The sequence below is a fragment of the Paenibacillus konkukensis genome (assembly GCF_023523925.1).
Lineage (GTDB): Bacteria > Bacillota > Bacilli > Paenibacillales > NBRC-103111 > Paenibacillus_S > Paenibacillus_S doosanensis.
Window position 1 is genome coordinate 3,422,802 of record NZ_CP027059.1, and the last position, 24,915, is coordinate 3,447,716.

Consider the following 24,915-nt stretch of genomic DNA (forward strand, 5'->3'; position numbering starts at 1 on the left):
TAAATTCTGCATATCGCTAAATATAGCGCTTTCTTGACAAACGTCGTCATTCGACAACAAAAAAAACCGATGGACCCTGAGGTGCCTATCGGTTTGAGGTTTGTTTATATGCTTCGTTATATTCCTTAATGATGTCCGCGCCTCCCCGGCTCTCCCACGCGGCGACCTCGTTGTAAAATGCGGCCAGATCGATTTTGCCGAGGATGTAATTGAAGGTGGCGTTGGCGATAATATCGGACAGCTCCGCTCCCCTCATATCGTAGGTCGGCGACGATAAACCCTCCGTCCGATCGCGGATCAGCATACTCTCGTTATCCTTGGTCAACCGATTCACTTCAGCCACCAGCGGGGCTTCGAGCTCATCTTCCGGTTCCAACAGGTTTTCATTGTCCATCCCCGCAACAACCAGCGAGGTTAAAGGCAGCACATCCGTATCGTAACGCAGCTTCATTTCCTCCGTAACCGACACTTTGCCTTGCTTCAGCTCGTAATGCTTGCCTTCGATGCCGTACTGCAATAGATTGGCCGGCTCCTTGTTCAGACTCCGGTCGAAAAAGCCGAGAATGCTCCGCAGCTCCTCTTCGTTCTTAATCGCCTTTTTGGAAAACAGGAACACCCCGCTGTAGCCCGGATAGGACCAAATGCCCTCGCCTTTCGGCCCTTTGATCCGGTTGATCAGGACGAGCTCCGCCTGCGGCTCGAATTTGCGCAGCTCGCTGAGCAGCCTCGGAGCGTCCGCCAAATTGCCGATGAAACCGCCAGCTTTGCCGTTTATGATCATATAACGCTGAATTTGCTTGCTGGTCACGGCGAAATCTTTGTTTACGATCTGCTCGCTGACCAGCTTTTTCATGAAATTCATCGTGTCCGCGTATTCCTTGGTTTTGAAATCGGGCACCAAGGCGCCGTCCTGAAGCCCCCAGTTGTTAGGAGTGCCGAAATAAGAGCCCAACGTCTTGAACGCGCCGTACGTCAAATCGCCCCTGTCGGCGATACCCAGCGTATCCTGGACGCCGTTGCCGTCCGGATCGTCCGTCGCGAACCGCTTCAGCGCCTCGTACAGCTCGTCCGTCGTGCGCGGCGCCTGCAAATGCAGCCGGTCCAGCCAATCTTTGCGCAGGATGACGCCCTGCCGCGACGCCGGCCGCTCCGTGTACAGCGAGTAGATTTTACCCTCTACGCCGGTTTCGTTCAAAATCGACTTATTCAGCTTCTTCAGATTGGGATAAAATTGGAGATAGGGACCGATTTCCCAAAACATGCCCGAGCGGATCGCATTTTTCATATAAACGTAGTCCGATTGATTCACATAGGTAACCTGCTTGAGCGAATTGGTCTGCAAAGCGTTGATAATCTTGTCCCGGTAATTGTCGTCGGGAATCCAGTCGATCTCCAGCTTCGCCTGCACCGCCTGCTCGACGGCGCGGAGCATATCCGGCGGAGGCGCCTGATTCTGGTGCAAAGGGATCATGAGACCGATCGTCTTGAAATCGGAATCCCGGCCGTCCGCCCGCTCGTCCTTCTCCTTGCAGCCGCCCAGCAGCATCGCAACGAATAGCGCCATGAGAGCGATTGCCATGACCTTCGCGCTTATGCAATTCAACCGTCCTCTCACGCCCGATCCCCCTCCGGCTTCCACTTTTGACTCCATTATACATGAAAGCGGTTTTGTATGAAATCATTGCCCAGGCCGCATCCGATTGTTACAATAAAGCTGTCGTATGTCGAATACGCGTAAACGGAGGAAAGCGGATGCAAAAGTACAGTTATCTTACCAAGCTGATCATGTTCGGCTGCATCTTATGCACCGTTCCCGTGATTTTTTTCGGAATCTTATCCTATTTGCAATCCTCCAACGAAATTCAAAAGCAGGTGAACCGCGGGCAAATCCAACTTTTGACCCAGATGAACTCCAATGTCGAGCAAATCCTCCGAACGATCAATCATGCGTTCGATCAGCTGGTCAATTCCCCTGTGATGGCCAAAGTGTTAAGCGAGCCCTTCACAGCGGACGATTTTATGCTGTACAAGGATTTGCGCAAAGAAATCAGCAATACCCAGTCGTTCTATACGAAGGTCGAGGACGTCGTCATCGTTAATATTAAGCAGGACTGGATGATTAAAAATTCCGGTTTCTATACATTCAGCGATTATTTGCATCATTTTCAAATCGCCAATCAAATGCTGCTGCCAAGCTCGACTTCCTGGGTGCTCAATCCGAGCATTTGGTTTTACAGCGAGGAAAAGGCGAATGCGGCGGCGTGCCCGTATACGATCAGCCTTGTGAAGAAGCTGCCGGATCAAAGCCTGGACAAATACGGACTGGCGTTCACCAACCTGACCACCTGCAGCCTGGCCGAAATATTGAACTATACGCCGCGGGAATCGGAAACGATTATGATTCTTGACGATCAGGAGCGCATTTTGTTCCACTCCGATCCCGGAATGATCGGCAAATATGCGATCAACACCGAATTTATCAAAAATCCGTCCGTCCTGTCGCAATCATCCGGCCAATACCAGACGGAAGTCGACAAGCAAATGTATACGGTTACGTATTTGCGCTCCTCTTATAACAACTGGATCTACTTATCCGCTATTTCGATCGACAGCCTGACTCAGGATTCGAAGCAAATCGGGAGGAATACGCTCGTCGTCTGTCTTATCATCGTCGCCGTGTTCGTCATCATTTCCTGGCTTGGCTCCAGGCAAATGTACAACCCGATTGAGCGTTTAATGCGAGAGGTCGGAGGCAAATCGCCGGGCGGGGGCGGCAAGCGAAGCAATGAATTCGATATTATCAGCAGTCAGGTTCAGGATTTGTTCCAGTCCAAAAATAAGCTGGAGAAGGAAGCGCAGCAGCATTTGCAGCAGGCGCTGGCTTATTTTCTGATCAAAATGTTTCAGGGAAAAGTGCGCCGCGGCGATCTGATGGAAAAAATGGAACAGTTCGGCTTCAGCGGTATATTGTCGGAATGGAAGATTATCTCCGTCATTACGCTGCAGATCGATACGCTGGAGAATACGCGCTACGGCAAGGAAGATTTGGAGCTGCTCTTGTTCGCCATCAACAATATTATCGAAGAGATTATTCCTGCGGGCGTCCGTCTGCCTCCGGTCTTCATCGAGCAGACCCAGGTGACGATGATCGGCGGCGACCAGCCGTCCGAGGAGTTTAACGGCTTTATGTTCAAGCTGACCGAGTCGATTCAGCAAACCGTGCATAAGGTGCTCGGACTCGAAATCAGCATCGGTATCAGCCTGCCCTTCACCGACCCGAAGCTGGCCTCCGTCGCTTACCGCGAAGGATTGGAAGCGCTCAAGCAGCGCATTCATCTCGGCGGTCAGTTGATCATTTCTTATGCCAACATCAACGAAGGCAAGCATCAGTTGAATCTGGACTACCCGTACTTGACGGAAAGCGAGCTGCTGGACGCCATACTGCTTGCCGACGAGGACAACGCCAGACAATATTTAAGCAACTTTATGAAAATTATTTTCAAACACGAGATGCCGCCTCAGGAATACCAGATTTCGATGGTTCGTTTGTTTACGAGCCTGATGGTTTCGATGCAGGAATCCGGGGTGGCCCTAAACCAGCTCATGCCAAGAGGCAGCTCGTTGTACGAAGAGCTGAACGCGCTGCAAATGACGACCGAAATTGAGGAATGGTTCTGGGTGCGCGTTATTTCGCCTTTGATCTCCATCTACAGGGACCGCCAAAATTCGCAGTATCATAGCATTTCGGAGAAAATCATCGACATGATTCACAAGCATTACGATACCGATCTGACCATCGAGCAGTGCGCCGCCCAATTGCATTATAACGCGAATTATTTAAGCGGCATTTTCCGTAAAGAAACGAACACCACCTTCAGCGACTATTTATCGGCTTACCGGTTCAACATGGCGAAAAAATGGCTGACCGAAACGGATATGACTATCAAGGACATTGCGGAACGACTGCGGTACTTGAACTCGCAAAATTTTATCCGCTCCTTCCGCAAGCTCGAAGGCGTCACGCCGGGACAATACCGCGAATCGTTCCGCAAGCGCGGCCAATGACGCCCGCTCCCGCGGCCCAAGTCGCATGGCCGTAAACGGCGTTGAAGCTGCGGGTCCATCCATCCGCAGGCAGGCAACAACAATAAGCTTCCCTCCGGCCGCCATGAACAGGTTGGAGGGAACTTCATTTATTTCCCATTCTCAGAAGAAGCCCCGACCTTGAATTGACCGATTACTTTCTTCCCGTGCACATCGTACAGCGGAATTTGACGTTCACTGTCCGAATCCATAAGGGCGATTGCTTCCTCAGGTGTTCTTGGCATATCACCTCGCAAATCTGTGGATTTCACGTATCCCAAAGTTCCGTCCATGCCATAGGCTTTAATTAAATCCGGTTCCGTGTCTGAAAAAGCGGCGTCCAGTCCCGACCCGTATGATTGTCCGTTCTCATTCGTCGGGTATTCATGGGAGCTGTAATGGCTTGGAAAATCAGGGGCATATGTATGAATTTGATTATTAGCTGGCTTAGAGCCGTTTGCCATTGTTACGATCACGATGCCTGTAATAACAATGAAACAATAAATCCACATTGGTTTAATCCGCACAATGTTCACCTCTTCGTTTCTGAAGTTTGTTTGTTGCACAATTCTCTCCCCGTTACTGTAACATTAACATAAAATATCGTTTTGAGACGTAACAGGTCAGTGATACGTTACTGACATTAGCCTGAGGTGAGTCTAACGAGCAGGCGAAGGTACAAGGTTGATTATAAAAATCAACAGCTGAAATCGGCAACTGGCTTGAGGAGGGAAAGACAATCAAAATAAACATCAACTCCGATTCCGGCGAAGCTACCAAATAAATGTTCGGATTGAAATGAAGCGAAAAAAGGCCGAGTCAGAAATCTGAACTCGACCTTTCGTGATTCATTATATACAGGGTGCGTCAACGATTCATCAAGCAAGCGCTATCTGCCTAAACGTACGGGTTGTTCTCCTTCTCGTAGCCGATCGTCGTTCTGGCCCCATGCCCCGGGTAGACGATCGTCTCGTCCGGCAGCACGAAGAGCTTGTCATGGATCGAGTCCATCAGGTCTTCGCCTCTGCCTCCGGGAAGATCGGTGCGGCCGACGGATAAGCGGAACAGCACGTCGCCGCCGAACAGATGCGGTCCGATCAGGAAGCTGACGCTTCCCGGAGAATGGCCCGGCGTGTGCTTCACCTTGATCTCAAGATCAAGCAGCTTCAGCACTTGACCTTCGTCCAGCGCATATTCGGCCGGGTCCGTGACGATCGGCTCGCCCAGCTCCGGCCATTTGGCCGATCCGTTGTACTTCGGATTGGTCAGCCATTCGGCCTCCGCGTCATGCAAATAGACCGGACAGCCTTTCAGCTTGCGGATTTCGTCCACGCCTCCGATATGATCGAAGTGGGCATGCGTCAGCAAAATCGCTTCAACCTGCATTCCTTCGATCCGCTTCATCAGCGGCTTCGGATTCATCCCCGGATCTATAATAATCGCCCTATTCTCCTCCGGTCTCGACAGCAAATAGGCATTCGTGCCGAGCGGTCCAAGGGAGAACGATTCTATTTTCAGTCCTTCCAGGCTCATCTTCACTCCACCTTAAAACGTCGAAAGAAGGTCGCGCAGTTCTTTGACGATAACGGCCTGATAGCCGGTTCCTTCTCCGTACTGGCGTCCCATTTCCTGGCGAGCCGCCTTGATTTTTTCGTCGTAATCCGGCGCGCTGCGGTCCGGGTTCTCCTGCTTGAAACGGGTCATAACTTCCTGCACATGCTTCGGACGAGGACCCCAATGGCCGAGCACATGACCGCTGAAATCGGTGAAAATAACGATCGGAATCGCTTCGCCGCCGCCCGTCAGGAATTGAGCCATAACGTCGGGATGTTCTTCCTTGATCAGTACTTCTACCGGAATACCGGAGTTTTCCAGAGCGCGGAATACGGCAGGAACGTTGCGGACAACATCGCCGCACCAATCCGCCATCAAGATCAGGCAGCGCAGATCGTCGCGGTTGTTGAGCGAGTCGAAAAACTCCTTGTCATCCTCATTGTCCCAGGCAAAGCTGTCATACCATTCCACAAATTTCTCCTGGTTCTTCGTCATGCCGTCGATGAACTGCTGCGGCGTCAGGCCGGTGCGGAGCTTTTGAGCCAAATTGGTACTCATAATAGTAAGTCCTCCTTATGGGTTGGTATAATATTCATTTTATATAAAAAAGCAGAGCTAGGCAATGCAAGGATATACCGCGAGTATGCAGAAGCGCGGGGGAAAGGCAGCCGTCGCCAAGCGGGAACCGTCCGGAGCATTGCAGCGTTCGCCTTTGTCCCCGGGGACTACGGAGATCGGAAGGCATTTCCGCATGTGCATTTTGCGAATTTCACCCGGCTCCCCGGTGAACAAATCCGCCCAAAGTGACGTGATGCTCTGAAGCTTATTCCGTCCGCATCCAGCCTAAGCTGGATCGGCGTCTAACCATTCCTCTGGGATCGTTCTACTGGGTAGACTTTCCTTTCGGGGGTGCCCACGGATTTCCACAGGATATGGCTGCGCATCATTTCCTAAACAAACTAAAAAGCCCCGGCTCTAATTTAAGAGACGGGGCTTATGCTTCATTACCGGTTGCTGCGCTTGCTGCTGCGGCTGTTCTCCTTGATCAAGCCCTCGATCGCGGCCACTTCCGAAGCGGTAAGCTGCGGCTTTTTCGGTTTATAGGTTTTAATGAAATGCGCCAGACGATCCAGCTTCAGCGTGGTGAACGCCGGGCTTTTGCCGATAATATTGCTGCTCGGATGGGTAAAGCAGAGCACACCTACCAGCTCCGGGTTCAGCTTGGCCGAACGGAACAGCTCCTTAAGCACATGCTCATGACGGTACAGCTGCGCCGTCGGGTCGCCTTTATGCCCGTCCTTGCTGCGTTCGAGACCTTGCGAGGTGAACTCGATATCGCCCGACCAATGCTTGGAGTCGATATGGAATACGCCGTTCGGTCCGATGACGATATGGTCGAATTCCTGAGCGCCGCCGCCTGCGTGCACATAACGGCTGTTCAATACGCGATACTCGCTGCCGATGAACTTCAACTGATGGGCCGTGTTCTGCTCTCCCTCATCTCCGTAATGATTGCCGCCTTTGCCGCCTTTTCCGCTTTTACTTTTCCGCTTCACGAGCTTGAAGAGCACATACAGCACGGTCAAAGCGACCGAAGCAATGATGAACGGCTTCGTATACTGGGACGCGTAATCGTCGATATTTTCCCAATTCGAGCCCAGCTTGCGTCCCAAGTAGACGAATAGAACAGCCCACGGGATCGTCCCCAGAGCGGTGTAGAGCAGAAACTGCCAGATCGGCATCCGGGCCATCCCCGCGGGGATGGAGATCGCTTGTCTGACCACGGGGATGAACCGGGCGGTAAATACCATGCCGGCGCCGTACCTCTGAAACCAGCCTTCGGCTATATTAGTGTAACGTTTTTTCAGCAATATATATTTTCCGTATTTGTCTACGAACGGTCGTCCGCCGTAACGGCCGATCCAATACAAGATCATCTGCTGGATAATGCAGCCCAGCGTGCCGAAGACGACCGCGCTCAGGAAGGAGATGTTCCCTTGCGGCAGGGTGGTCAAGTATCCTCCATAAGAAAGCACAATTTCACTTGGAATGAATTCAAGCATTAAGCCGATCAATATTCCCCATACGCCCAAATCTTGAATAAAAGTCAACGCGCTGTGAATCAGATCCTTTAACATTCTTCTCCAGCCTCTTCCTCTCTCCCCGGGCAAGCCCGACTTGTCTTTATCTATCCTATTCTATCATAGATCCGTTCATTCCAACCAGCTTGCATGAAGAGACAAGCCGGAGCATACAGTAGTACAAACCCGGGCGCGTGAAAAAAGCCGACAGGCGCATCCGAAAGCATCTTCCGGTCGCTGTTGAAATCAGAACCGCCCTTGTAGAGAACCGAAAGGATGCTTCATGCTTCGGCAGCCTCCTATCCAGGAAAGGTGGAATACCATGAGCAAAATATTCGTAGTCAGCAAAAAGCAGCTTCGGCAGTGGGCGATCACCCTACTGGTTATTCTTGGAGCTTTGGGCACGGCTTGGTATTGGGGCTACAGCGAGCCCAGAACAGCCAGCAGCCCCACCCCCGCACAAGGGGAGGCGCGGACGATTCATATCGTCACGGGCGAGTTCAAATCGACCGGCCCCGACGGCAAAGAAATCGAAGCGTACCGCTGGGACCCCGGTACGATCCATGTACAGCGCGGCGAGCTTATCCGCCTTAGCCTCTACGGCGTCAACGGCGCCAGTCATCCGTTCATTATCGACGGCTTGAACATTAAGGGCGAAGTGAAGAAAGGCAAGGAAACGGTCGTCTTCTTCCAGACCGACACTCCCGGAACATACCGGATCGTCTGCCTGTCCCACCCGGACATCGCGCATAAAGGACCGATGGTCGGCTATATCGTCGTTGATGCTTAACTCTTGATTGCGCGGCTCCTGCCCGGCTTTATCTGCGCCGAGGCGGCATATGTGCACGCAGGTTTCCGGCCCTGTCGCTCGACGTGAAGAGCGCGGGGCTTTTTGCCGTTTGCCGCGGATTTATCCGCGGGCCGACAGGTTCCTCCCGCTCCGCTCCCGCATACCATACCATTAGGAAGGAGTAGGTGAACATCATGAATCCTGCAAATCAAGTCAAGCATAATCAGTCCTATCCCACGGCGCGAAAAATTCGGCGGGCTTGCGTCAAGGAATTGTATCGCGCCCGCAAAAAAATCGGCAAATGGATCGCTCCCGAGCTTGTGGAGCAAGCCGATGAGCTGTATTACAAAAAGGTGCTGCTGAATCTGCCATGGATCGTCGAACACAACAGCAACCGCAAGCTGCTCGCCGATTGGTGGGATGAGAACGTATGTCCCGAAATCGCTGAGCTGTGGTCGGTTGAGCCCGCCATCCTGGCCAAAGCGTTCCGCGACTCGTTCGGCGGCTGAGGTCTCAGACACAGCAGTCGAATCGGCGGGCACTTCCGGCTCGGGAGCGGAGACGCCGCTGCGCCGTGCGGATCATCCGCCCCGGGAGGCATCCGCGGTGGCCGTCCTGGCCGTTCCCCTGCATTTTCGCCTTTCGGCTGCTCCCGTTAAACCGCCTGCCCCTTTGCTTCCAGGCGATTTTACCGTCCGGCCATATTCCGTTTCCCGAAACTATATTACGTAATTGCCAGTGAAGGCGATGCAAAAAAAATCCAGACCTGCATCTATACGAACAAATCCCCCAAAAGCCATCCATGCCGCCGACGCGGCACCACAGACAATGGAAATGGGGTACCAAGAGTAATTTCCAGGGTAGTGACGTGATGCTCTGAAGCTTATTCCGTCCGCATCCAGCCTAAGCTGGATCGGCGTCTAACCATTCCTCTGGGATCGTTCTAGGGGTAGACTTTCCTTTCGGGGAGACCCCGGATATCCACAGGATATGGCTGCGCATCATTTCCTTAACAATAAAAAAGCCGCAGGAAGCCTCAGCTCCCGGCGGCTGTTTGCATCTTTACAACTCCTTGGTCCCTATCTACTTCGCGGCGGGCTGAAAAAACTCCAGACGCTCTCCGTCCGGACCGAAGAAGAAGGCGATCAGATCGCCGTCCAGAATGGTGCGCGGCTGCTCGTCCATCAGCTTGACGCCGAGTCCTTTCAAGCGATCGATTTCCGCTTGAATATCGCTGACGGTGAAGGCAATATGATGCACGATCCCGTTATCAGACTGCCCTTCTTGACCGCGGCCTACAAGCTCGATCTGAATATGCTCCGAACCCGGGAACGCAAGGAAACCGAGTTCCGCTCCGTCGGCCAGCGCAACCCGCTTCACCAGGTTCAAGCCGAGAACCTCCGTATAAAATCGGATAGAAGCATCCATGTCCTTAACCATAACGCCGATATGCTCCAGCTTATGAATCATCCTAATCGCACCTTTCCCTTCTTATAAGCAGATTAGTAATACGCTTGAAGAATATCACGGACAAGCCGATTAGGCAATCCGCCATCGGCATACGCCCCTCTTTTTGGCACGAAATGGGGATTGTAGAAACTTGTCGAATTATATATACTTGTCCTATTCTTACCCCGGATTGAAAGAATAGAAGGAGAATTTACTTCATGGACTGGCCCTCGCTGGATATGCTCTTGTTTTTAATTACGGCCGGATTTGTCGCAGCATTTATCGACTCGGTCGTCGGAGGAGGCGGGCTAGTTTCTTTGCCTGCCCTTCTGCTGACGGGTATGCCGCCGAGTCTCGTACTCGGTACGAATAAGCTTGGAGGCACGCTATCCTCCGTAACAAGCACCTTATCGTTCCTGATTTCCGGCAAAATTAACGGCAAACTGGTGCTCGCCTTATTTCCGCTATCCTTTGTCGGTTCCGCCCTGGGCACCTACGCAGTGCATTTACTGCCGTCCGAGTTCCTCAAGCCGCTCGTCGTCGGCCTGCTCGTCATCGTGCTGATTTATTCGCTGCTGAAGAAAAACTGGGGTGCCGAAGCCAAGCCGCGGCCGCTGACCGCCGCCACCCGGATTGCCTGCGCCGTGTGCGCGTTCGCGCTCGGCTTCTACGACGGATTCTTCGGTCCTGGGACAGGCTCGTTTCTGCTGTTCCTGTTCCTGCTGCTCGGCTTCGATTTCGTCGGCGCCTCGGCTAACGCCAAAGTGCTCAATATGGCCAGCAATATCGCAAGTCTGGCCTCCTTCTTCGCGCTCCGTTCGGTACATATCGGCTACGGGCTCCCGATGGGCATCGCGATGATAGCCGGCGCCGTGCTCGGCTCAAGGCTGGCCATCCGCCACGGTTCCCGTTATGTCAAACCTTTATTCGTCTTTGTAACGACTATACTGATCGGCAAGCAAATATGGGATTTGCTGCACTAAACCGCAAACGGCTTTCCGGCTTCTTTCTTACGTAAGAAAGAATATGCCGAAAAGCCGTTTTCTTTGGCATTGTATTCATCGCTTCCTCCATGGCCTCAAAGCTTCACCCTCCAGGCGTTAACCGCAAAATCCAATGATGGAGCTTACATAATGGCCGCCGACGTGGCGTATCTGATTTTTCAGAAACTCTCTCCTCGGATCATCGGCAATCCAAGGATCGTTTGCAGTGCGCGCATCTTCCCATAAGCATTCCACGCCTTTGCCCTCCGCGGTCCCCGCAAACATGCTGCAGCCCTTGCAAAACTTCTCCTTCTGCTGCTCGTCGAGCTTGACTACTTTATTGCGAAGACAGCAATAAATATGCCCGTCTTGATCCATGTAATTAATATGATTAATCATTCCCATCCGGTTCACTCCTTCAGTCGTACTATGAAATGTAATAATTATTATATAGATCGACTGTTAAATGTATGAACCCATTTTATTAAGCTTTTATGTGATTGCGCCGGTCGCCGAAAACCGGGCGCACCAGGCAGAGAGAGCGGGGCCGCTTGCCTTCCGGACGCGCAAAAGGCAGGCGCGGGTTCGCCCGGCCTGCCTTTTGCGTTTCATTCCGATAGAAGATAAGTCTAGCCAAGCGCTTTGGAAAACTGCGTCCGGTACAGCCGGGCGTACAATCCGTCCAGCTCCAGCAGCTCTTCGTGGCGGCCGTTCTCCATCACCTGCCCCGCCTCCATCACGATAATGCGGTTCGCGGACAATATCGTCGACAGCCTGTGGGCAATAACGAGCGTCGTGCGCCCGCGCATCAGTTCGTCAAGCGCCGATTGGACATAGGCCTCCGACTCGGAGTCAAGATGCGAGGTCGCTTCATCCAGCACGAGAATGCGCGGATTTTTCAGAATCGCGCGGGCAATCGCCAGTCTCTGACGCTCTCCCCCGGACAACCGGTGGCCCCGCTCGCCGACCATCGTATCGTAGCCTTCCGGCAGCGACATGATCATGTCGTGAATGTAGGCCTGTCTACAGGCGTCCTCCAGCTCCTCTTGCGTTGCGTTCTGGCGGGCGAACAGCAAATTCTCGCGAATCGACGCATGAAACAGGAACGATTCCTGCGTAACGAAAGCTACTTGCTCGCGCAACGACTTAAGCGTCACTCCTTTGATGTCGTGACCGTCCAGCTCGACCGATCCCGAGGTCGGATCGTACAGCCTGCCGAGCATCCCGATCAGCGTCGATTTGCCGGCCCCGCTCGGACCGACGATGGCGACGACTTCCCCCGGGAGCGCCTCGAACGAAACGTCGGTCAAAGCATATTTGCCGGGCTGGTAGCAGTATGTCACATGGCGGTACTCGACCCGCCCCTCTACCGCCGGCAGCGTCCGGGCGCCGGGCAAATTGTCGACCTCCGGCTCCATGTCCTGATACTCGAAGATGCGCTGGAACACGCCGAGCGCGGTCGCCACCTCGACATGCAGATTCAATAGCGTGCTGACCGGCCCGTACAGACGGCCGAGATAAGCGGTGAATGCGACGATGCCCCCGATCGTCATCGCCCCTTCCACGACGTTCCAGCCGCCGTACAAATAAATAAGCGCCGTGCCGATCGGTCCGAGAATGCCGAGCACCATCCCGTACCAGCGCCCGACCAGGTTCAGCTTCAGCTCCAAATCCATCACTTTCTGATTCAGCTCCGCGAACTGCTTCTCCTGACGCGGCTCCTGCTGAAAGATTCGGGTGAGCAGCGCTCCCGATACGCCGAATATTTCCCCGAGCTGGGCGGACATCTCTCCGCGTACCCGCTGCGTATCGCCTCGTAAACGCTTACGAACTTCGGAAACTTTACGCACCGGCAGGATGAACAGCGGCAAAATGATCGTTGCCAGCAGCGCAAGCCGCCAGTCCAAGGCGAACAATATGCAGACCGTCGTCAAGACGATGACGGTCTGCGTGACGGCGGAGACGACGATGGTCGTCACGACGTTTTGCACGGCGAGCACATCGCCGGTCAGCCGCTGAATGATTTCGCCCGATTTGGCGTCGGTGAAGAAGCCCATGGACTGCCGCTGCAAATTGGCGAACAGCGAACGCCGCAAGTCGCGCATTACGCCTTGCCCTACTTTCGTATTCTCATGGTTTTGCCATACGCCGAGCAGGCCGCTCAGCAGCGGCAGCAGCGCCATGAGCCCGACCATTTCGAGCATCAGCGCTTTATTCCCCTGCGGGATCGCTTTATCGATAATCGCCTTCATAACAAGCGGCGGAAACAAGCCGATGACGGCCGATAATAAGGCCAGCAGCAATATCGCCGACAACTGCCAGCGATAGCCGCGAAATAATCCGTAAATTCGTCTGACCGACACTTCCTTCAGCGTCGCCTTGCCCCTATTCTGCAATATTTGCCGGTTCCCGGCCTCCCATCGCATGGCTTCCTTCATCCTTCGTCCTCCCGTATAGTTAAGTTATTTTCCGTTCCTTGGCCGGCGAGAGCGGAAATACACGCTTAATCGCGCTTACGATCTCCTTCGCCATCGTCATGACCCGGTTCAGCGACGTGCTCTGCAGCGTCGAATACTTTTGCCCGCCGTCTACGTTCACGATGCCCGCTATCGAATAGTCGCCTACCGCCGGCAGCTGCTTGCCGAGCGACTTGCCCGGCTCCATCGGCTGGTTCGACACCTGATAGCTGGCTACCGAGGTCGGCTGCCCGAGACATGCGTCAATGGCCAACACCTTGAGACTCGGCGGAATTTCGGCCAGCCGCTCAATCATATTGCTCGCATCGAGCGGACGGGCGAGCGTTCCGATCACATGGGGGTAGCCGGCTTCCTCCAGCATCGTTCCTACCAACGGGCCGAGCGCGTCCCCCGTCGACCGGTCCGTCCCGATGCATAAGAACAGCATCGACTGCCCTTCAAACTCCGATCCTTTCCCGCGGATCGATTGCAAAAATTCGGCCAGTTCAGGTCCTTTGACTTTTTTGCGTATAAGCGGTGCTGCCTCCCCGTTCATGGCCGCGATCTCCTCCTTTTGCTTCCCAAACTGCGAAACTTTTCCTTATTGTAGCATTATTGTAACACAGCCAAGCGAAGATTTGTTGTACCAGCCGAGCCCATGTTATAATGCCAAAAAAATGATCTGCCAAGAGGACGGGATCAGACGTATGATGCTGATGAAGCTGCTTTCCATTATTACATTGTCCTATTGGATCGTTATGCTCTGGGACACGCTGCGCTCGCGCCGCCTCATGCTGCGCTTGCCGCATGCGCCTCCGGATGCGTTCCCCGGGGCGCCTCCGGACAAAGCGGCCGGCCCGCTGCACTTCGCCGCCAAGCAAGAGCTCCCGCTCGTCTCGGTCGTTATTGCCGCCAAGGAAGAGGAGGCTTCGATAACGGAGACGGTGCGGCACTTGCTGAACCAGACGTATCCGCGGCTGGAGATCATCGCCGTGAACGACCGTTCCCAGGACGGAACGGGCCGCAAGCTCGAGGAGCTGATAAGATGGTCCGAAGGCAAACGGCATATTGAAGTGCCGCTGACCGTCATTCATGTCACTACGCTGCCAGCGGGCTGGCTCGGCAAAAATCACGCGCTGTATCAAGGGTACAAGCAAGCGCGCGGCCAGTATGTGCTGTTTACCGATGCGGATGTCCTGTTCGCTCCCGAAACGGTAGCCGATGCCGTCCATTATATGAAAGCCGGCGGAATCGACCATCTGACCCTTGCGCCGGATATGGCCGTAAGCGGCTTCTGGCTGCGGGCGTTCGTATCCTATTTTTTCTTCACGCTAAGCCTGTATATCCGGCCTTGGAGAGCGAACGTCGACTCCCAGCATAAAAACGGCATGGGCGTGGGCGCCTTCAACATGCTGACGCGCCAAGCGTACGAGGCGATCGGCACGCATCAGGCGTTCGCCTTGCGTCCCGACGACGATCTCGTGCTCGGCAAGCGGGTGAAGGAAGCCGGGCTGCGCCAGCGGCTGGCTGCGGGAGGAGAGCATCTCGCCGTCGAATGGTATAGAAGCCTCGGCGAAGCGGTCAAGGGACTGGAGAAAAATTTGTTCTCCGGCTTTCACTACAAGCTCACGTTGGCTGCTGCGGCGGCAGCGGGTCAATTGCTGCTGTTCCTCTTTCCTTTCGCCGCCGTATGGTGGGCGGGAAGCTGGGCGGCTCCGGTCTATGCGGCTTCCGTTGCCGTCATGTTCGCGGTATACGCCCTGCTGCTTCGTTCCCTGACAGGGCGCGTCGGCGCTGAAGCGATTGCGCTGCCGCTCACCGTCTGCCTGCTGATCTACATCGTAATCCGCTCCGTCTGGCTGACGCTCCGCCAGCACGGCATTTATTGGCGCGGCACCTTCTATCCGCTGGACGAGCTGAGAAAGATGCGCCGGTAAAACCGGACGAAGAGGCGGCGGCGGCCTTGACGCTCCGTCCGCTGACCGCTCGAGGTTTTCGCTCGGCCGATTTTGTCCGCCTTAGTGAATTTGCAGGCTGTATTGTGGTAAAATGATAGAAAAAAGAACGTAAGAGGCTTTAAGAGAGCCGGGCGTTCGCTATACTAAGGAGAGCTGACCATGACCAATTTGACCAATAGGCAATTTACTTATGCAGCCGGCGTCGTGCTGCTGACGTTTTTACTTATCGTCGCCTATCAGCATATCCATTCCTAAGCATACGATTTCCCCCATCAGACCTCATATATTCTTTTTACGTATATACTATAAGTCGACACGGCAATCCGTGTCTTTTTTTGTGGCTATGCGCCGGATAAAGATGACAAAAACGAATCGGGCCGCGACGCATGACCTTTGCGGTCGTCTCGTCTCGGCCCTGAACCATTTCTTTTAAGCGTCAACCATACCGCCGCGCGGCCTCGGACGAAGCGGCAGCTCTCGGGCCATCGCTTCCGTCAGCGCCCCGAGCGGCTCGCCGATAACGGCTCCGCTCCGCTCCGCCGCCTGTCGGGCCGCCGCGGCCATAGACAGCTGAGCGGCCCATACACGCGATTCCCGGTGCCGCTCGGCAAGCCGCGCCAAGCCTTCGCTTACCGCTTTAAGATAAGCGTCCTTATCTCCCCGCATAAACAGCTCGAACGTTCCCTCCAGCAGCTCCGTCTTCAGCGGCCGATCGATCCCTCTCTGCCTCGCGTAGGCTTGCCAGCGCTCCGCGGTGCCCTGAACCGTAGCCGGATTGGTGAAGACGAGCAGCGGCGGCTGCGCGCTCTCCCCCATAGCGGCAAAAAGCGGATCATCGATCTTGATGACCGGGACGGGAAAACTGTACTGCTGCGGTATATGCGCGGTAAAGAAGGTGCAGGTAATCAAAATCGCATCTACGCGGCTTGAGCCGATCCAGTGAAGCATGCTTGCCACCTTCTCCGCCGACTGTTCCGGGGTCCAGCCGGGATCGGCTTTGCGCCGGTCCAGACCGGGATCGACGAAATGAACGAGCTCGGCGTCATAAGGCTCCAGCGCATTATGTATATAATCGATATTGGAATGATGAGCATGATAGCATCCTATCGTATAGGGCATAGAGCCGTTCCTCCTAATCGAAAGGCAAAGGATTTTGCGTTATGGTCCGGTACGGATTTGCAAAATCGGAAGCCGAAGTCGTTCCGTAGGTCGATCTGCTGACCGTCGATTTGCCCGAGCCGCTTCCCGCAGCCGGCTTGCTTCCGCTCACGCTCCCGTTCCCGCGCCCGCCGCCGTACGTGGAGCCGGTCACCGAATCGTCCTTGGCGCCTCTGTCCGTAAAGGACGGCACCGTCTCCCCAAGCTGCTGTTTGAGCAGCATGCTGGCCTTCTCAATGTCTTCGTCCTTCACTATGACATACGGACTTACCCACTCGCCTTCCAAATTCATATAGCTAATCTTGGAAGGGTCCATATGGAAATACGTGCTGATCAAATCGCGGATTTGCACGGCCGGTACATCCGTACGCAAGTGATTGCCCAGCGTTTCGATAATTTGCGAAAGCTTGCTGATCCCTCCGGCGCTCTTCAATGCGCCCAGCATTTCGCCCATCACCTGCTGCTGCCGCTGATTGCGTTCGAAATCGCTCGACTCCTGCGTATCGCGGTTCGACTTGCGGTACCGTACAAAGTCCAGCACCTGCTTGCCGTCCAGCTTGGCGATCCCTTTTTTCAAATTAATATTCGTCCCGTCTTCGTCGTCGACATAGCGCATATCCATATCCACATTGATGGTCAAGCCGCCGAGAATATCGACCGTTTGACGGAAGCCGTCAAAGTCTATGGTTGCCGCATAATCGATAGGAACATCCAGCAAATCGCCGAATAGCTGCTTCGTGTTGTCAAAGGCGGTATCCTTGTTCAGATTGTAAAAGTACGGATAATAATAATTCGCCTTCCGCTCGGGCAATCCTTCCGGACCCAGCTCCATATCTCTCGGAATCGATACGAGCGCCGCCGACTGATCGTTCGGATTAACGGTTACGACCATAATGACGTCCGAGTTCAAGCCGCCTGCATTTTCTCTGTGGTCAATGCCCATTAATAGAAATGTAAGCGGTTTAACTTTGGCCGACTGGGCCTCCGCTACCGGTTCGGGCGTCCCGATTTTATCGATGACTTCACTTGCATCCTTATAAAGAACGGCGGCATAGACTCCTACCGTCGCGACACCGACCAACAGACAGGACAAGGCAATTTTGACAATCTTTTTGTACATGGTGACTGCATCCCTCATTTCAGAACAGAGCCCCTGTTTGCCGCAGGGGCCGATTTCCATCATTTCTATGCATAAAAAAAGCCGACAATTACGATTATATACGTTCAACCTTAAAATAAGATGACAAAAAGGTTAAAATTTCGCTGCCGCTGTCAAAACTTGCGGTAAAAAGTCGGCTAATGCTTGTCGCGCTTGTGGCATGCGAACGGTGAAAAAGCCTGAACCGCCGGCTCTTGCGGCAATTCAGGCTGTTTGCGCACGCTGCTGGTCACTAGCTTACGCGGCGGTTAACGCATCTGCTTGGGCTGCTGGGTGTTGTCCCCCACGATTTCGACGCTTTGCAGCGACTGGTTCAGCTGCTCCTGAACCTGCTTCAGCTCCTGTTCATGCTGATGGTGATGAAATCCGAGCTGCGCATCGATCTGGCTTTGCGCCTGCTGCACGGCGCGCTGCGCCGTTTCCAACTGGGCAACGGCGCTGGCCAGCTTATTCGGGTTGGACTCCAATTGCGCATGACGGACGGCCATTTCGGCGTCTTTGGCGACTTGAATGGCTTTCTCGGCGTTATCGATGACATGACGCAGCGGCATTTGATGTTGGTTAACCTCTGTCATGGGGCACTTCCTCTCGGTTGAATTCTCAACCTTAAGATGCGCCGAAACGCCAAGCTTCATTCCTTGCTTCATTCCTTGAGCGCCAATTCCCGTTCAGCGCCGCCGCTCATAAACGACGAATTCGTAATCGTAAGGATTTTTCTCGTCCTTCGGCCCCTTTTCCCTGGAGACAACCGTCCACTCGGCCATATCGATGTCCCCGAAGAACGTATCGGCCGCAAACCGGTGAGCGATATGCGTCACATACATTTTATCCGCCACCGGCATCCAGCTGCGGAAGATGTCCGCGCCGCCGATGACGAACAATTCTCCTTCCGCTTCCCGGCCGCCGCATACTTGCAGCGCTTCTTCAACCGAATGAACGACCTCGCAGCCTTCCGCGGCAAACTTCGGGTCCCGGGTCATAATGACATTGCGCCTTTTGGGGAGCGGCCGCCCGATCGATTCGTAGGTTTTGCGTCCCATAAGGATCGTATGTCCGCTCGTTACTTTTTTGAAAAAAGCCAAGTCCGCCGGCAAGTGCCAAGGGAGCTGGTTGTCCACTCCGATTCCGCGTTCTTCGTCCATGGCCAAAATAAAAGAAATGATCATCCGTCTAGCCCCTATCCTTGAGGTATTTGAAAATGATGAAGCTATGATACCATAGGCGGGAATCGTTCCTCAATGCGGCAATGAGACGGCGCCGGCGGCTTGAGTCCCGCGTTGCAGGTTTTCCGCTAGCCTCGACTGGCTTCGGCTTCAAGCTGTTTAAATTTCTTATGAATATAATAATGTTTCGGACAGTAGCCCTTCGACACGGCATACTGCTTGCAGTTAATCCACCCGCATTGCTTCGGTTCTTTTTTGGACTTTTTGCGGACGATGAGCGGGCTGCCGTTGCGGAGCAAACGCTGATGATGGGTAGAGCACAGCTGTTTCGCTTTGACCGGACGGTCGCAGCCTTCAATTGAGCATGATTTCATGAAGAGCTTTTCCTCTCTTGCCGTTGAAATTAACCTCCCGGCTATGCAGCGCGGGACAAGACCATTTTGTATTATACGAGGAATCGGATGAACGTTAAAACCTTTTGATCGCCGAATCGCATCGCTGATGTTGACCGCAGTCATGATTTCGGCGGTTTGGGACCAAAATAGCAAGTGAGGTTAAACATTTAAACCGCGTCGGCTTAAACCGCGGCAGCCGTGCTTTTAACCGCAGGTGCCAATTTTAGGAGTTCTAACTCTATACAAGGAGGCCTCCATATTGCTGACCATCGAATCCCTCGTACGTATAGTGAAAAAACCGATGGGCATTATACGAATCGACGATACCAAGCTTTCATTCGTGGAAATCAATGAAGCGCTTTGTCTCATCTCAGGGTTCAGCAAAGCGGATTTGATGAAGCTCGACCCGTCCGTACTGCTGACCGAAGACCGTTCCGCTCCTCCCGCCTCCGAGCTGGCCCAGCTCCGGCAGCGCCAATATATACGAAAGGAAATATCCATTTTCTCCCAAAACAAGTCGGTCGTCTTTTTCGAAGTGGAAGCATATCGGATGGACGACGGCGACGAGCGGCTGCTCATTGTGTTCGCGGAAAATATTTGCGCTAAAAAATGGATCGAGAAGCAAATCGAGCGCAGTCCGGTTCTATGCTCCGGCATATTGAACAGCTCGAATTACGTGGAACGGTTCGATGTGTATTTCGACCCTCAACTGCGCTCCAAAGCCGGGTTCGAACACATGTCCGTATTCGAGCTGATCGCCGCCGAGGATCATCCGAAAATTCGCCAGGCGCTGGACGAGATTCGTCTTACCCGGCAAACCAAGGAGCTGGTGCTAAGGACCAGCAGGCTCGCTTATTTTCAACAGGAGCTGGAGCTTAAAATGACGATGTGCCCGTTTTTCGACGGTTTCGGCGCCATTCAAGAATACGGTTTTGTCGTCAGCCAACTGCAGCCTTACGAGGAAACCGCCGAGCCTTCCGTAAAGCTGAAGGTCATTATGGCGCAAAAAAATATTTCCGCGCAAAACCTGTCCGAGGCAACCGGCATATCCGCCCAGACTATCTCCAAGCTGCGCAACGGCAAAATCGCGCGGCCGCAGCTGCTGACGGCCCAGGTCATCGCCTCCGAACTCGGCGTCCACGTGGCCGACATTTGGACATCGACGAGAAAATGAAATTGGGCCTCGGGCGCGCCCCGTTCTCGGCAGTGCCTTCTCTGACCGGGCCCGCTGAAGCAACAAAAAAGCGGCCCCCCGGATGGTTAGGGAGGACCGCTAAGCTGACGCAGATTAAACGGAGATCGGAGCCTTTATACCGGGATGCGACTGATACCCTTCGATGACGAAATCTTCATAGCGATAGCCGAAGATCGAATCCGGCTTGCGGACGATGCGCAGCTTCGGCAGCGGGTACGGCTCGCGGCCAAGCTGCAGCTTCGCCTGCTCCAAATGGTTCAGGTACAAATGAACGTCCCCGCCCGTCCAGACCAAATCCCCAGGCTGCAAATCGCACTGCTGAGCAATCATATGCGTCAGCAGCGCGTAGCTGGCGAGATTGAACGGCAGGCCGAGGAACGTGTCTACCGAGCGCATCTGGAACATGCAAGATAGCTTCCCATCGGCTGCGTAAAACTGAAATGCATAATGGCAAGGAGGCAAAGCCATCTTGTCGACCTCCGCCGGATTCCAGGCTACGACCAGATGTCTGCGCGAATCCGGATTGCGCCGGATCTGCTCCACCACTTGGCCGATCTGGTCGATATGCCGCCCGTCCGGCGCTGGCCAGGAGCGCCATTGCGATCCGTAGACCGGCCCGAGATCGCCGTTCTCGTCGGCCCATTCATCCCAGATAGTGACCCCGTTCTCGCGCAAATACCCGATATTCGTATCCCCGCTCAAAAACCACAGCAGCTCGTGAAAGATCGATTTGACATGAAGCTTCTTCGTCGTCAACAGCGGAAACCCTTCCGCTAAATTCATTCTTAGTTGCCTTCCAAAAACAGAAATCGTCCCTGTGCCGGTTCGATCTTCCTTACGAACGCCATTCTCCAATATATCGCTAAGCAGATCCAAATACGCTCTCATCGTTCACCTCTAATGATATTTTCTTCGCCGCGGCGCATGAAGCTAGTACATATCATTATATAACGAGTCCAGGTTTTTAACTATAGTACACCTCGCCAAACTAAGGATGCGCTCAAAACGAGCTATTCATCACGTCGTTATAGCTCCTTTAACCCTTTGCCCATTCCTTTCAGAAATCGGATTCCAAACCCGATCGCGCGGTTGATGTCCGGATCGTTCATCACTTTCAGCAGGTCGAACATCCCGACTTTTTGGGGAGATTTCAGATGCTCCTTCGCTTCTTCCATACCGGAGGAAATGCTGCCAAGCAGCTTTTTCGTCACCTCGGGCTCCATCTCCGCCAAGACTCCCGCTGCCCCCATGACATTATTGATCATATTGGTGACGGGTTTCCGAGTCGCCTGTTCGACGGCGATTTGGGCGATGTCCGTTTTGGCTTTCAACATCGCATGTACCGCTTCGAGAATTCCGCTGTCATGCAGCTCCCGAACCAGCTCAAGCGTCTTTTTGAGTGCGGCGTCGTGATCGGCCAGCTCGGCGGCGAGCTGATCCAGCGATTCCTTTTTCTTTTCTTCTTCTGTGGGAATGTTCTTCTTAATTGTTGTAATAGGCTTTGCCATGCTTGACCCCCCTTATTCTTGATCTACCAAGGAAACATAACCGGGACGATTCCATTTCCGCTGCACTTCGACCCCGTTTTGCGGATGGCGTCTTTTATTTCGCGGGCTGGTTTTTGGCAGCGGATTGCTGCCCTCCAATTCCAGAATCTGCATCCGAACCTTGGTTTGCTTGTAAGCCGGGGTATGCGTTCGGATATCGACTGCTCCTCCGGTTAACAGGTTAACGGCGTTTTCATGGCTGGTCGAATGCATCGGAACGTAAATGCTCTTCCCCTCCACCCGGTCAGATACGACGGCTCGCAGCTTGATCGCTCCATAAGGCGACTCCAGACGCACCAAGGTGCCATCCTTGACACCGCGTTCACGCGCAAGCTTTGGCGATACTTCCACAAATACATCGGGCAGCTTACGCACAATCCCGTTGGACTTGTTGGTCAGATTTCCTTCGTGAAACTGTTCCAGCAGGCGGCCGTTATTTAGCGTCAAGTCGAATTCTTCGGGAAACTCCACCGGAGGAATATAGTCGAAGAGAGCCAGACGCGCTTTTTTATCCGGGAAGTTGAAGCCGCGGGTATGAAGAATAGGCGTGTTGCTGCCGTCGGGCGATCCCCAATGGAAGCTGTTCCAGCCCGCCAATACATCGTAGTCGCACTGAGAGAAGAACGGCGTGAGCGAAGCCATCTCTGCGAAAATTTCGCTTGGATGCGCATAATTCCAGGCAAATCCCATATGTCTGGCAACTTCTTGGAAGATCCGCCAGTCCGGCCTGCTTTCGCCTTGCGGCTCAAGCGCTTGATATAACCGCTGTACGCGCCGTTCGGTGTTTGTAAACGTTCCTTCCTTCTCCAGCGACGGCGCAGCGGGTAAAATAATATCGGCAAATTCCGCTGTCTTGCTAAAAAACACGTCCTGCACCACAAGGAAATCGAGCTTCGAGAGCATGTCCTGGGTATGTCTGGAATTCGCGTCCACCCACGCCATCTCTTCGCCGGCTATATACATGGCCTTAAGCTCGCCGCGATCGATCGCCTCCAGCATTTGAATATTGTCAAGACCAGGTTCGCCCGGGAGCGCAACGCCGTAGGCCGCTTCAAATTTGGCGCGAATACCGTTATCCGCAACCGGCTGGTACCCCGGAAAAATATTCGGCATCGTTCCCATGTCGGATGCGCCCTGCACGTTATTGTGGCCGCGCAGCGGAAACGCTCCTGCGCCGGTACGCATAAAGTTGCCGGTAACAAGAAGCAGATTCGCAATCGCGGCGGACGTATGAGAGCCTGCAACATTTTGCGTGACGCCCATTCCCCAGCAAATCGCCGTTCCGTCCGCATCGCGAATCATTGTCGCTATTTCAATCAAAGTTTCTTTAGCAATGCCGGTTTCCTTTTCGGCGAAATCGAGAGTGAATCGCTCCAGAAGCTTCACATATTCCGGATAAAAATTCACATGTTCTTCGATAAATTTCGGATGATGCCAGTTCTGATCGATCATGTATTTGGCGACGGCCGATAACCAGACGTAATCCGTTCCTTGCTTCGGACGAATGAACAAGTCGGCGCGGTCCGCCATTTCATGCCTGCGCAGGTCAACGGAAATCAGCTTTTGCCCATGCAATTTATGCGCTCGCTTGATGCGTGTGGCGAGCACGGGATGAGCTTCGGCCGGGGCGCATCCAATGAGGATGACGAGACCCGCCAGGCTAAGGTCCTTGATCGTACCGGAGTCGCCGCCGATGCCTCCGGTCTGCTGCAGGCCCCAGGAAGCCGGGGATTGACAGTAACGGGAACAGTTATCGACGTTGTTGGTTTGGAAAACTTGCCGCGCTAATTTCTGCATCAAATAGTTTTCTTCATTGGTGAACTTGGAAGAAGAAATAAATCCAAGCGCATTGCTTCCGTACGTTTCTTTGATCGCTCCCAGCTTGCTAGCCATAAGGCTTAACGCTTCTTCCCAGGTCGCTTCAACAAACTCTTCCCCTTGACGAATTAAAGGTTTCGTCAGACGTTTCTCGCTATTGACGAAATCCCACCCGAATTTCCCTTTCACACAGGTCGAAATCCCGTTCACAGGAGCTTCGGATACGGACTGAACCTTGAGAATGGTGCGCCCTTTGGTCCAAACCTCGAACGAGCAGCCTACGCCGCAAAACGTACATACGGTTTTCGTTTTCTTGGTGCGGGTTTTACGCATCGCGGCTTCCGCCTCGGAAATGGCGAAGATGCCGCTGTAACCGGGCTCCACTTCTTTGATCAAGCTAATCATCGGATTAAGCAGGTCGTCGTCGATTCCGCTCATAAATCCGGCTTCGCCCAGCATCGATTTTTCCATTAAAGCGTTGCATGGACAAACCGTTACGCATTGGCCGCAGCTGACACAAGAGGAATCGTTGATCGCGGCTCCGTCGTCCCAGATGACGCGAGGGCGTTCGGCTTCCCAATCGATGGATAGCGTTTCGTTAACCTGCAGATTTTGGCAAACCTCCACACATTGACCGCACGCGATACATTGATTGGGATCATAGCGGTAGAAGGGGTGAGACATATCGACTTCACTCGGATCGACCTTTGGTTTATAGGGATATTTTTGATGTTCGATTCCCATCATTTCCGCGGTGTTATGAAGCTTGCAGTTGCCGTTATTGTTATCGCAGACGGTACAGTACAATAGATGGTTCTCCAACAGCCGGTCCATCGCCTCGGTCTGTGCTTCTTTGGCGCGCTCCGTAGACAACTGAATGTTCATTCCGTCCAAAACGATCGTAGAACAGGAGCGCACAAGCTTGCCGTCTGCTTCCACAATACAGGTATCGCAGGTTCGAATAGGATCTACTTCCGGAACATAACATATTTGAGGATAAGGAATATCGTTTATGTTGATTGCCTCAAGTATAGTTGAGCCGGCTTGAACATCGTACTCCTTTCCGTTCAATGAAATTTTGACTGTGACCTCGCTCATGATAAATACTCCCTTCACATGGTATTGC

General features: G+C 53.6%; 23 protein-coding genes and 1 pseudogene. 6 read left to right on the plus strand and 18 right to left on the minus strand.

Features of this window, described 5'->3' with window-relative positions; genetic code table 11:
- Positions 1–85: 85 nt before the first annotated feature.
- Positions 86–1,579 (minus strand): extracellular solute-binding protein, encoded by a 1,494-nt coding sequence (locus tag SK3146_RS14665; RefSeq protein WP_249865726.1) that lies wholly within the window; start codon positions 1,577–1,579, stop codon positions 86–88.
- 173 nt (positions 1,580–1,752) lie between these two features.
- Between SK3146_RS14665 and SK3146_RS14670 the strand changes: the two genes are divergently transcribed.
- Positions 1,753–4,065 carry an AraC family transcriptional regulator gene (locus SK3146_RS14670; RefSeq protein ID WP_249865727.1) on the plus strand — a complete coding sequence of 771 codons (2,313 nt, stop codon included), beginning with the start codon at positions 1,753–1,755 and terminating at the stop codon, positions 4,063–4,065.
- A gap of 128 nt (positions 4,066–4,193) precedes the next feature.
- On the opposite strand, the gene SK3146_RS14675 is transcribed toward SK3146_RS14670, so the two are convergent.
- The 5 genes and pseudogenes from SK3146_RS14675 to SK3146_RS14695 form a co-directional block, all read right to left on the minus strand.
- Positions 4,194–4,619 carry a peptidase M56 BlaR1 gene (locus tag SK3146_RS14675; RefSeq protein ID WP_249865728.1) on the minus strand — a complete coding sequence of 142 codons (426 nt, stop codon included), beginning with the start codon at positions 4,617–4,619 and terminating at the stop codon, positions 4,194–4,196.
- Between the two features lie 361 nt (positions 4,620–4,980).
- The gene (locus tag SK3146_RS14680) at positions 4,981–5,616 is read right to left on the minus strand and encodes an MBL fold metallo-hydrolase (RefSeq protein ID WP_249865729.1); all 636 of its coding nucleotides are present in this window, start codon (positions 5,614–5,616) and stop codon (positions 4,981–4,983) included.
- A 12-nt stretch (positions 5,617–5,628) separates the two neighbouring features.
- Entirely contained in the window at positions 5,629–6,195 is a 567-nt protein-coding gene (locus SK3146_RS14685; RefSeq protein WP_249865730.1) for a thioredoxin family protein, read from the minus strand.
- A 446-nt stretch (positions 6,196–6,641) separates the two neighbouring features.
- Positions 6,642–7,193: a nuclease-related domain-containing protein gene (locus tag SK3146_RS14690; RefSeq protein ID WP_249866302.1), complete on the minus strand. Its 552-nt coding sequence runs from the start codon at positions 7,191–7,193 to the stop codon at positions 6,642–6,644.
- Positions 7,173–7,775: pseudogene (locus SK3146_RS14695) on the minus strand (DedA family protein); the annotation flags it as partial. The pseudogene SK3146_RS14695 and the gene SK3146_RS14690, both read right to left, overlap by 21 nt.
- 265 nt (positions 7,776–8,040) lie before the next feature.
- On the opposite strand from SK3146_RS14695, the gene SK3146_RS14700 reads away from it, so the two are divergent.
- Both SK3146_RS14700 and SK3146_RS14705 read left to right on the plus strand, forming a co-directional pair.
- On the plus strand, positions 8,041–8,508 hold the full coding sequence (locus SK3146_RS14700) for a cupredoxin domain-containing protein (RefSeq protein ID WP_249865731.1): 468 nt from the start codon (positions 8,041–8,043) through the stop codon (positions 8,506–8,508).
- 194 nt (positions 8,509–8,702) lie between these two features.
- Positions 8,703–9,017, plus strand: a complete 315-nt coding sequence (locus tag SK3146_RS14705) for a dehydrogenase (protein ID WP_249865732.1) — start codon at positions 8,703–8,705, stop codon at positions 9,015–9,017.
- A 574-nt stretch (positions 9,018–9,591) separates the two neighbouring features.
- On the opposite strand, the gene SK3146_RS14710 is transcribed toward SK3146_RS14705, so the two are convergent.
- Positions 9,592–9,978 (minus strand): VOC family protein, encoded by a 387-nt coding sequence (locus SK3146_RS14710; protein WP_249865733.1) that lies wholly within the window; start codon positions 9,976–9,978, stop codon positions 9,592–9,594.
- Between the two features lie 197 nt (positions 9,979–10,175).
- Between SK3146_RS14710 and SK3146_RS14715 the strand changes: the two genes are divergently transcribed.
- Positions 10,176–10,940, plus strand: coding sequence for a sulfite exporter TauE/SafE family protein (locus SK3146_RS14715; protein WP_249865734.1), 765 nt, complete (start codon positions 10,176–10,178; stop codon positions 10,938–10,940).
- A 117-nt stretch (positions 10,941–11,057) separates the two neighbouring features.
- Here SK3146_RS14715 and SK3146_RS14720 read toward each other — a convergent pair whose 3' ends face one another.
- The 3 genes from SK3146_RS14720 to yyaC form a co-directional block, all read right to left on the minus strand.
- A complete protein-coding gene (locus SK3146_RS14720) occupies positions 11,058–11,345 on the minus strand; it encodes a hypothetical protein (protein WP_249865735.1) in 288 nt (95 codons plus the stop codon).
- A gap of 224 nt (positions 11,346–11,569) precedes the next feature.
- Complete coding sequence (locus SK3146_RS14725) at positions 11,570–13,378, minus strand: ABC transporter ATP-binding protein (protein ID WP_249865736.1); 1,809 nt, start codon at positions 13,376–13,378, stop codon at positions 11,570–11,572.
- Positions 13,379–13,397: 19 nt separating this feature from the next.
- Positions 13,398–13,952 carry a spore protease YyaC gene (gene yyaC / locus SK3146_RS14730; protein WP_249865737.1) on the minus strand — a complete coding sequence of 185 codons (555 nt, stop codon included), beginning with the start codon at positions 13,950–13,952 and terminating at the stop codon, positions 13,398–13,400.
- A gap of 151 nt (positions 13,953–14,103) precedes the next feature.
- On the opposite strand from yyaC, the gene SK3146_RS14735 reads away from it, so the two are divergent.
- The gene (locus SK3146_RS14735) at positions 14,104–15,333 is read left to right on the plus strand and encodes a glycosyltransferase family 2 protein (RefSeq protein ID WP_249865738.1); all 1,230 of its coding nucleotides are present in this window, start codon (positions 14,104–14,106) and stop codon (positions 15,331–15,333) included.
- Positions 15,334–15,783: 450 nt separating this feature from the next.
- Here SK3146_RS14735 and SK3146_RS14740 read toward each other — a convergent pair whose 3' ends face one another.
- From SK3146_RS14740 to SK3146_RS14760, 5 genes are all read right to left on the minus strand, one after another.
- Positions 15,784–16,473, minus strand: a complete 690-nt coding sequence (locus SK3146_RS14740; RefSeq protein ID WP_249865739.1) for an aspartate/glutamate racemase family protein — start codon at positions 16,471–16,473, stop codon at positions 15,784–15,786.
- A gap of 13 nt (positions 16,474–16,486) precedes the next feature.
- Positions 16,487–17,632 (minus strand): LCP family protein, encoded by a 1,146-nt coding sequence (locus SK3146_RS14745; RefSeq protein WP_249865740.1) that lies wholly within the window; start codon positions 17,630–17,632, stop codon positions 16,487–16,489.
- A gap of 287 nt (positions 17,633–17,919) precedes the next feature.
- Positions 17,920–18,246 carry a hypothetical protein gene (locus SK3146_RS14750; RefSeq protein ID WP_249865741.1) on the minus strand — a complete coding sequence of 109 codons (327 nt, stop codon included), beginning with the start codon at positions 18,244–18,246 and terminating at the stop codon, positions 17,920–17,922.
- A gap of 93 nt (positions 18,247–18,339) precedes the next feature.
- On the minus strand, positions 18,340–18,834 hold the full coding sequence (locus SK3146_RS14755; RefSeq protein WP_283942837.1) for a dihydrofolate reductase: 495 nt from the start codon (positions 18,832–18,834) through the stop codon (positions 18,340–18,342).
- A gap of 128 nt (positions 18,835–18,962) precedes the next feature.
- A complete protein-coding gene (locus tag SK3146_RS14760) occupies positions 18,963–19,208 on the minus strand; it encodes a hypothetical protein (protein ID WP_249865743.1) in 246 nt (81 codons plus the stop codon).
- A 280-nt stretch (positions 19,209–19,488) separates the two neighbouring features.
- Here SK3146_RS14760 and SK3146_RS14765 point away from each other — a divergent pair, with 280 nt between their 5' ends.
- Positions 19,489–20,403, plus strand: a complete 915-nt coding sequence (locus SK3146_RS14765; RefSeq protein WP_249865744.1) for a helix-turn-helix domain-containing protein — start codon at positions 19,489–19,491, stop codon at positions 20,401–20,403.
- A 114-nt stretch (positions 20,404–20,517) separates the two neighbouring features.
- Here the strand turns inward: SK3146_RS14765 and thyA are convergent, their stop codons facing one another.
- From thyA to fdhF, 3 genes are all read right to left on the minus strand, one after another.
- Complete coding sequence (gene thyA, locus SK3146_RS14770; protein ID WP_249865745.1) at positions 20,518–21,312, minus strand: thymidylate synthase; 795 nt, start codon at positions 21,310–21,312, stop codon at positions 20,518–20,520.
- Between the two features lie 137 nt (positions 21,313–21,449).
- Positions 21,450–21,932, minus strand: coding sequence for a helical membrane plugin domain-containing protein (locus SK3146_RS14775; RefSeq protein ID WP_249865746.1), 483 nt, complete (start codon positions 21,930–21,932; stop codon positions 21,450–21,452).
- A gap of 12 nt (positions 21,933–21,944) precedes the next feature.
- A complete protein-coding gene (gene fdhF, locus SK3146_RS14780) occupies positions 21,945–24,887 on the minus strand; it encodes a formate dehydrogenase subunit alpha (protein ID WP_249865747.1) in 2,943 nt (980 codons plus the stop codon).
- Positions 24,888–24,915 lie beyond the last annotated feature (28 nt).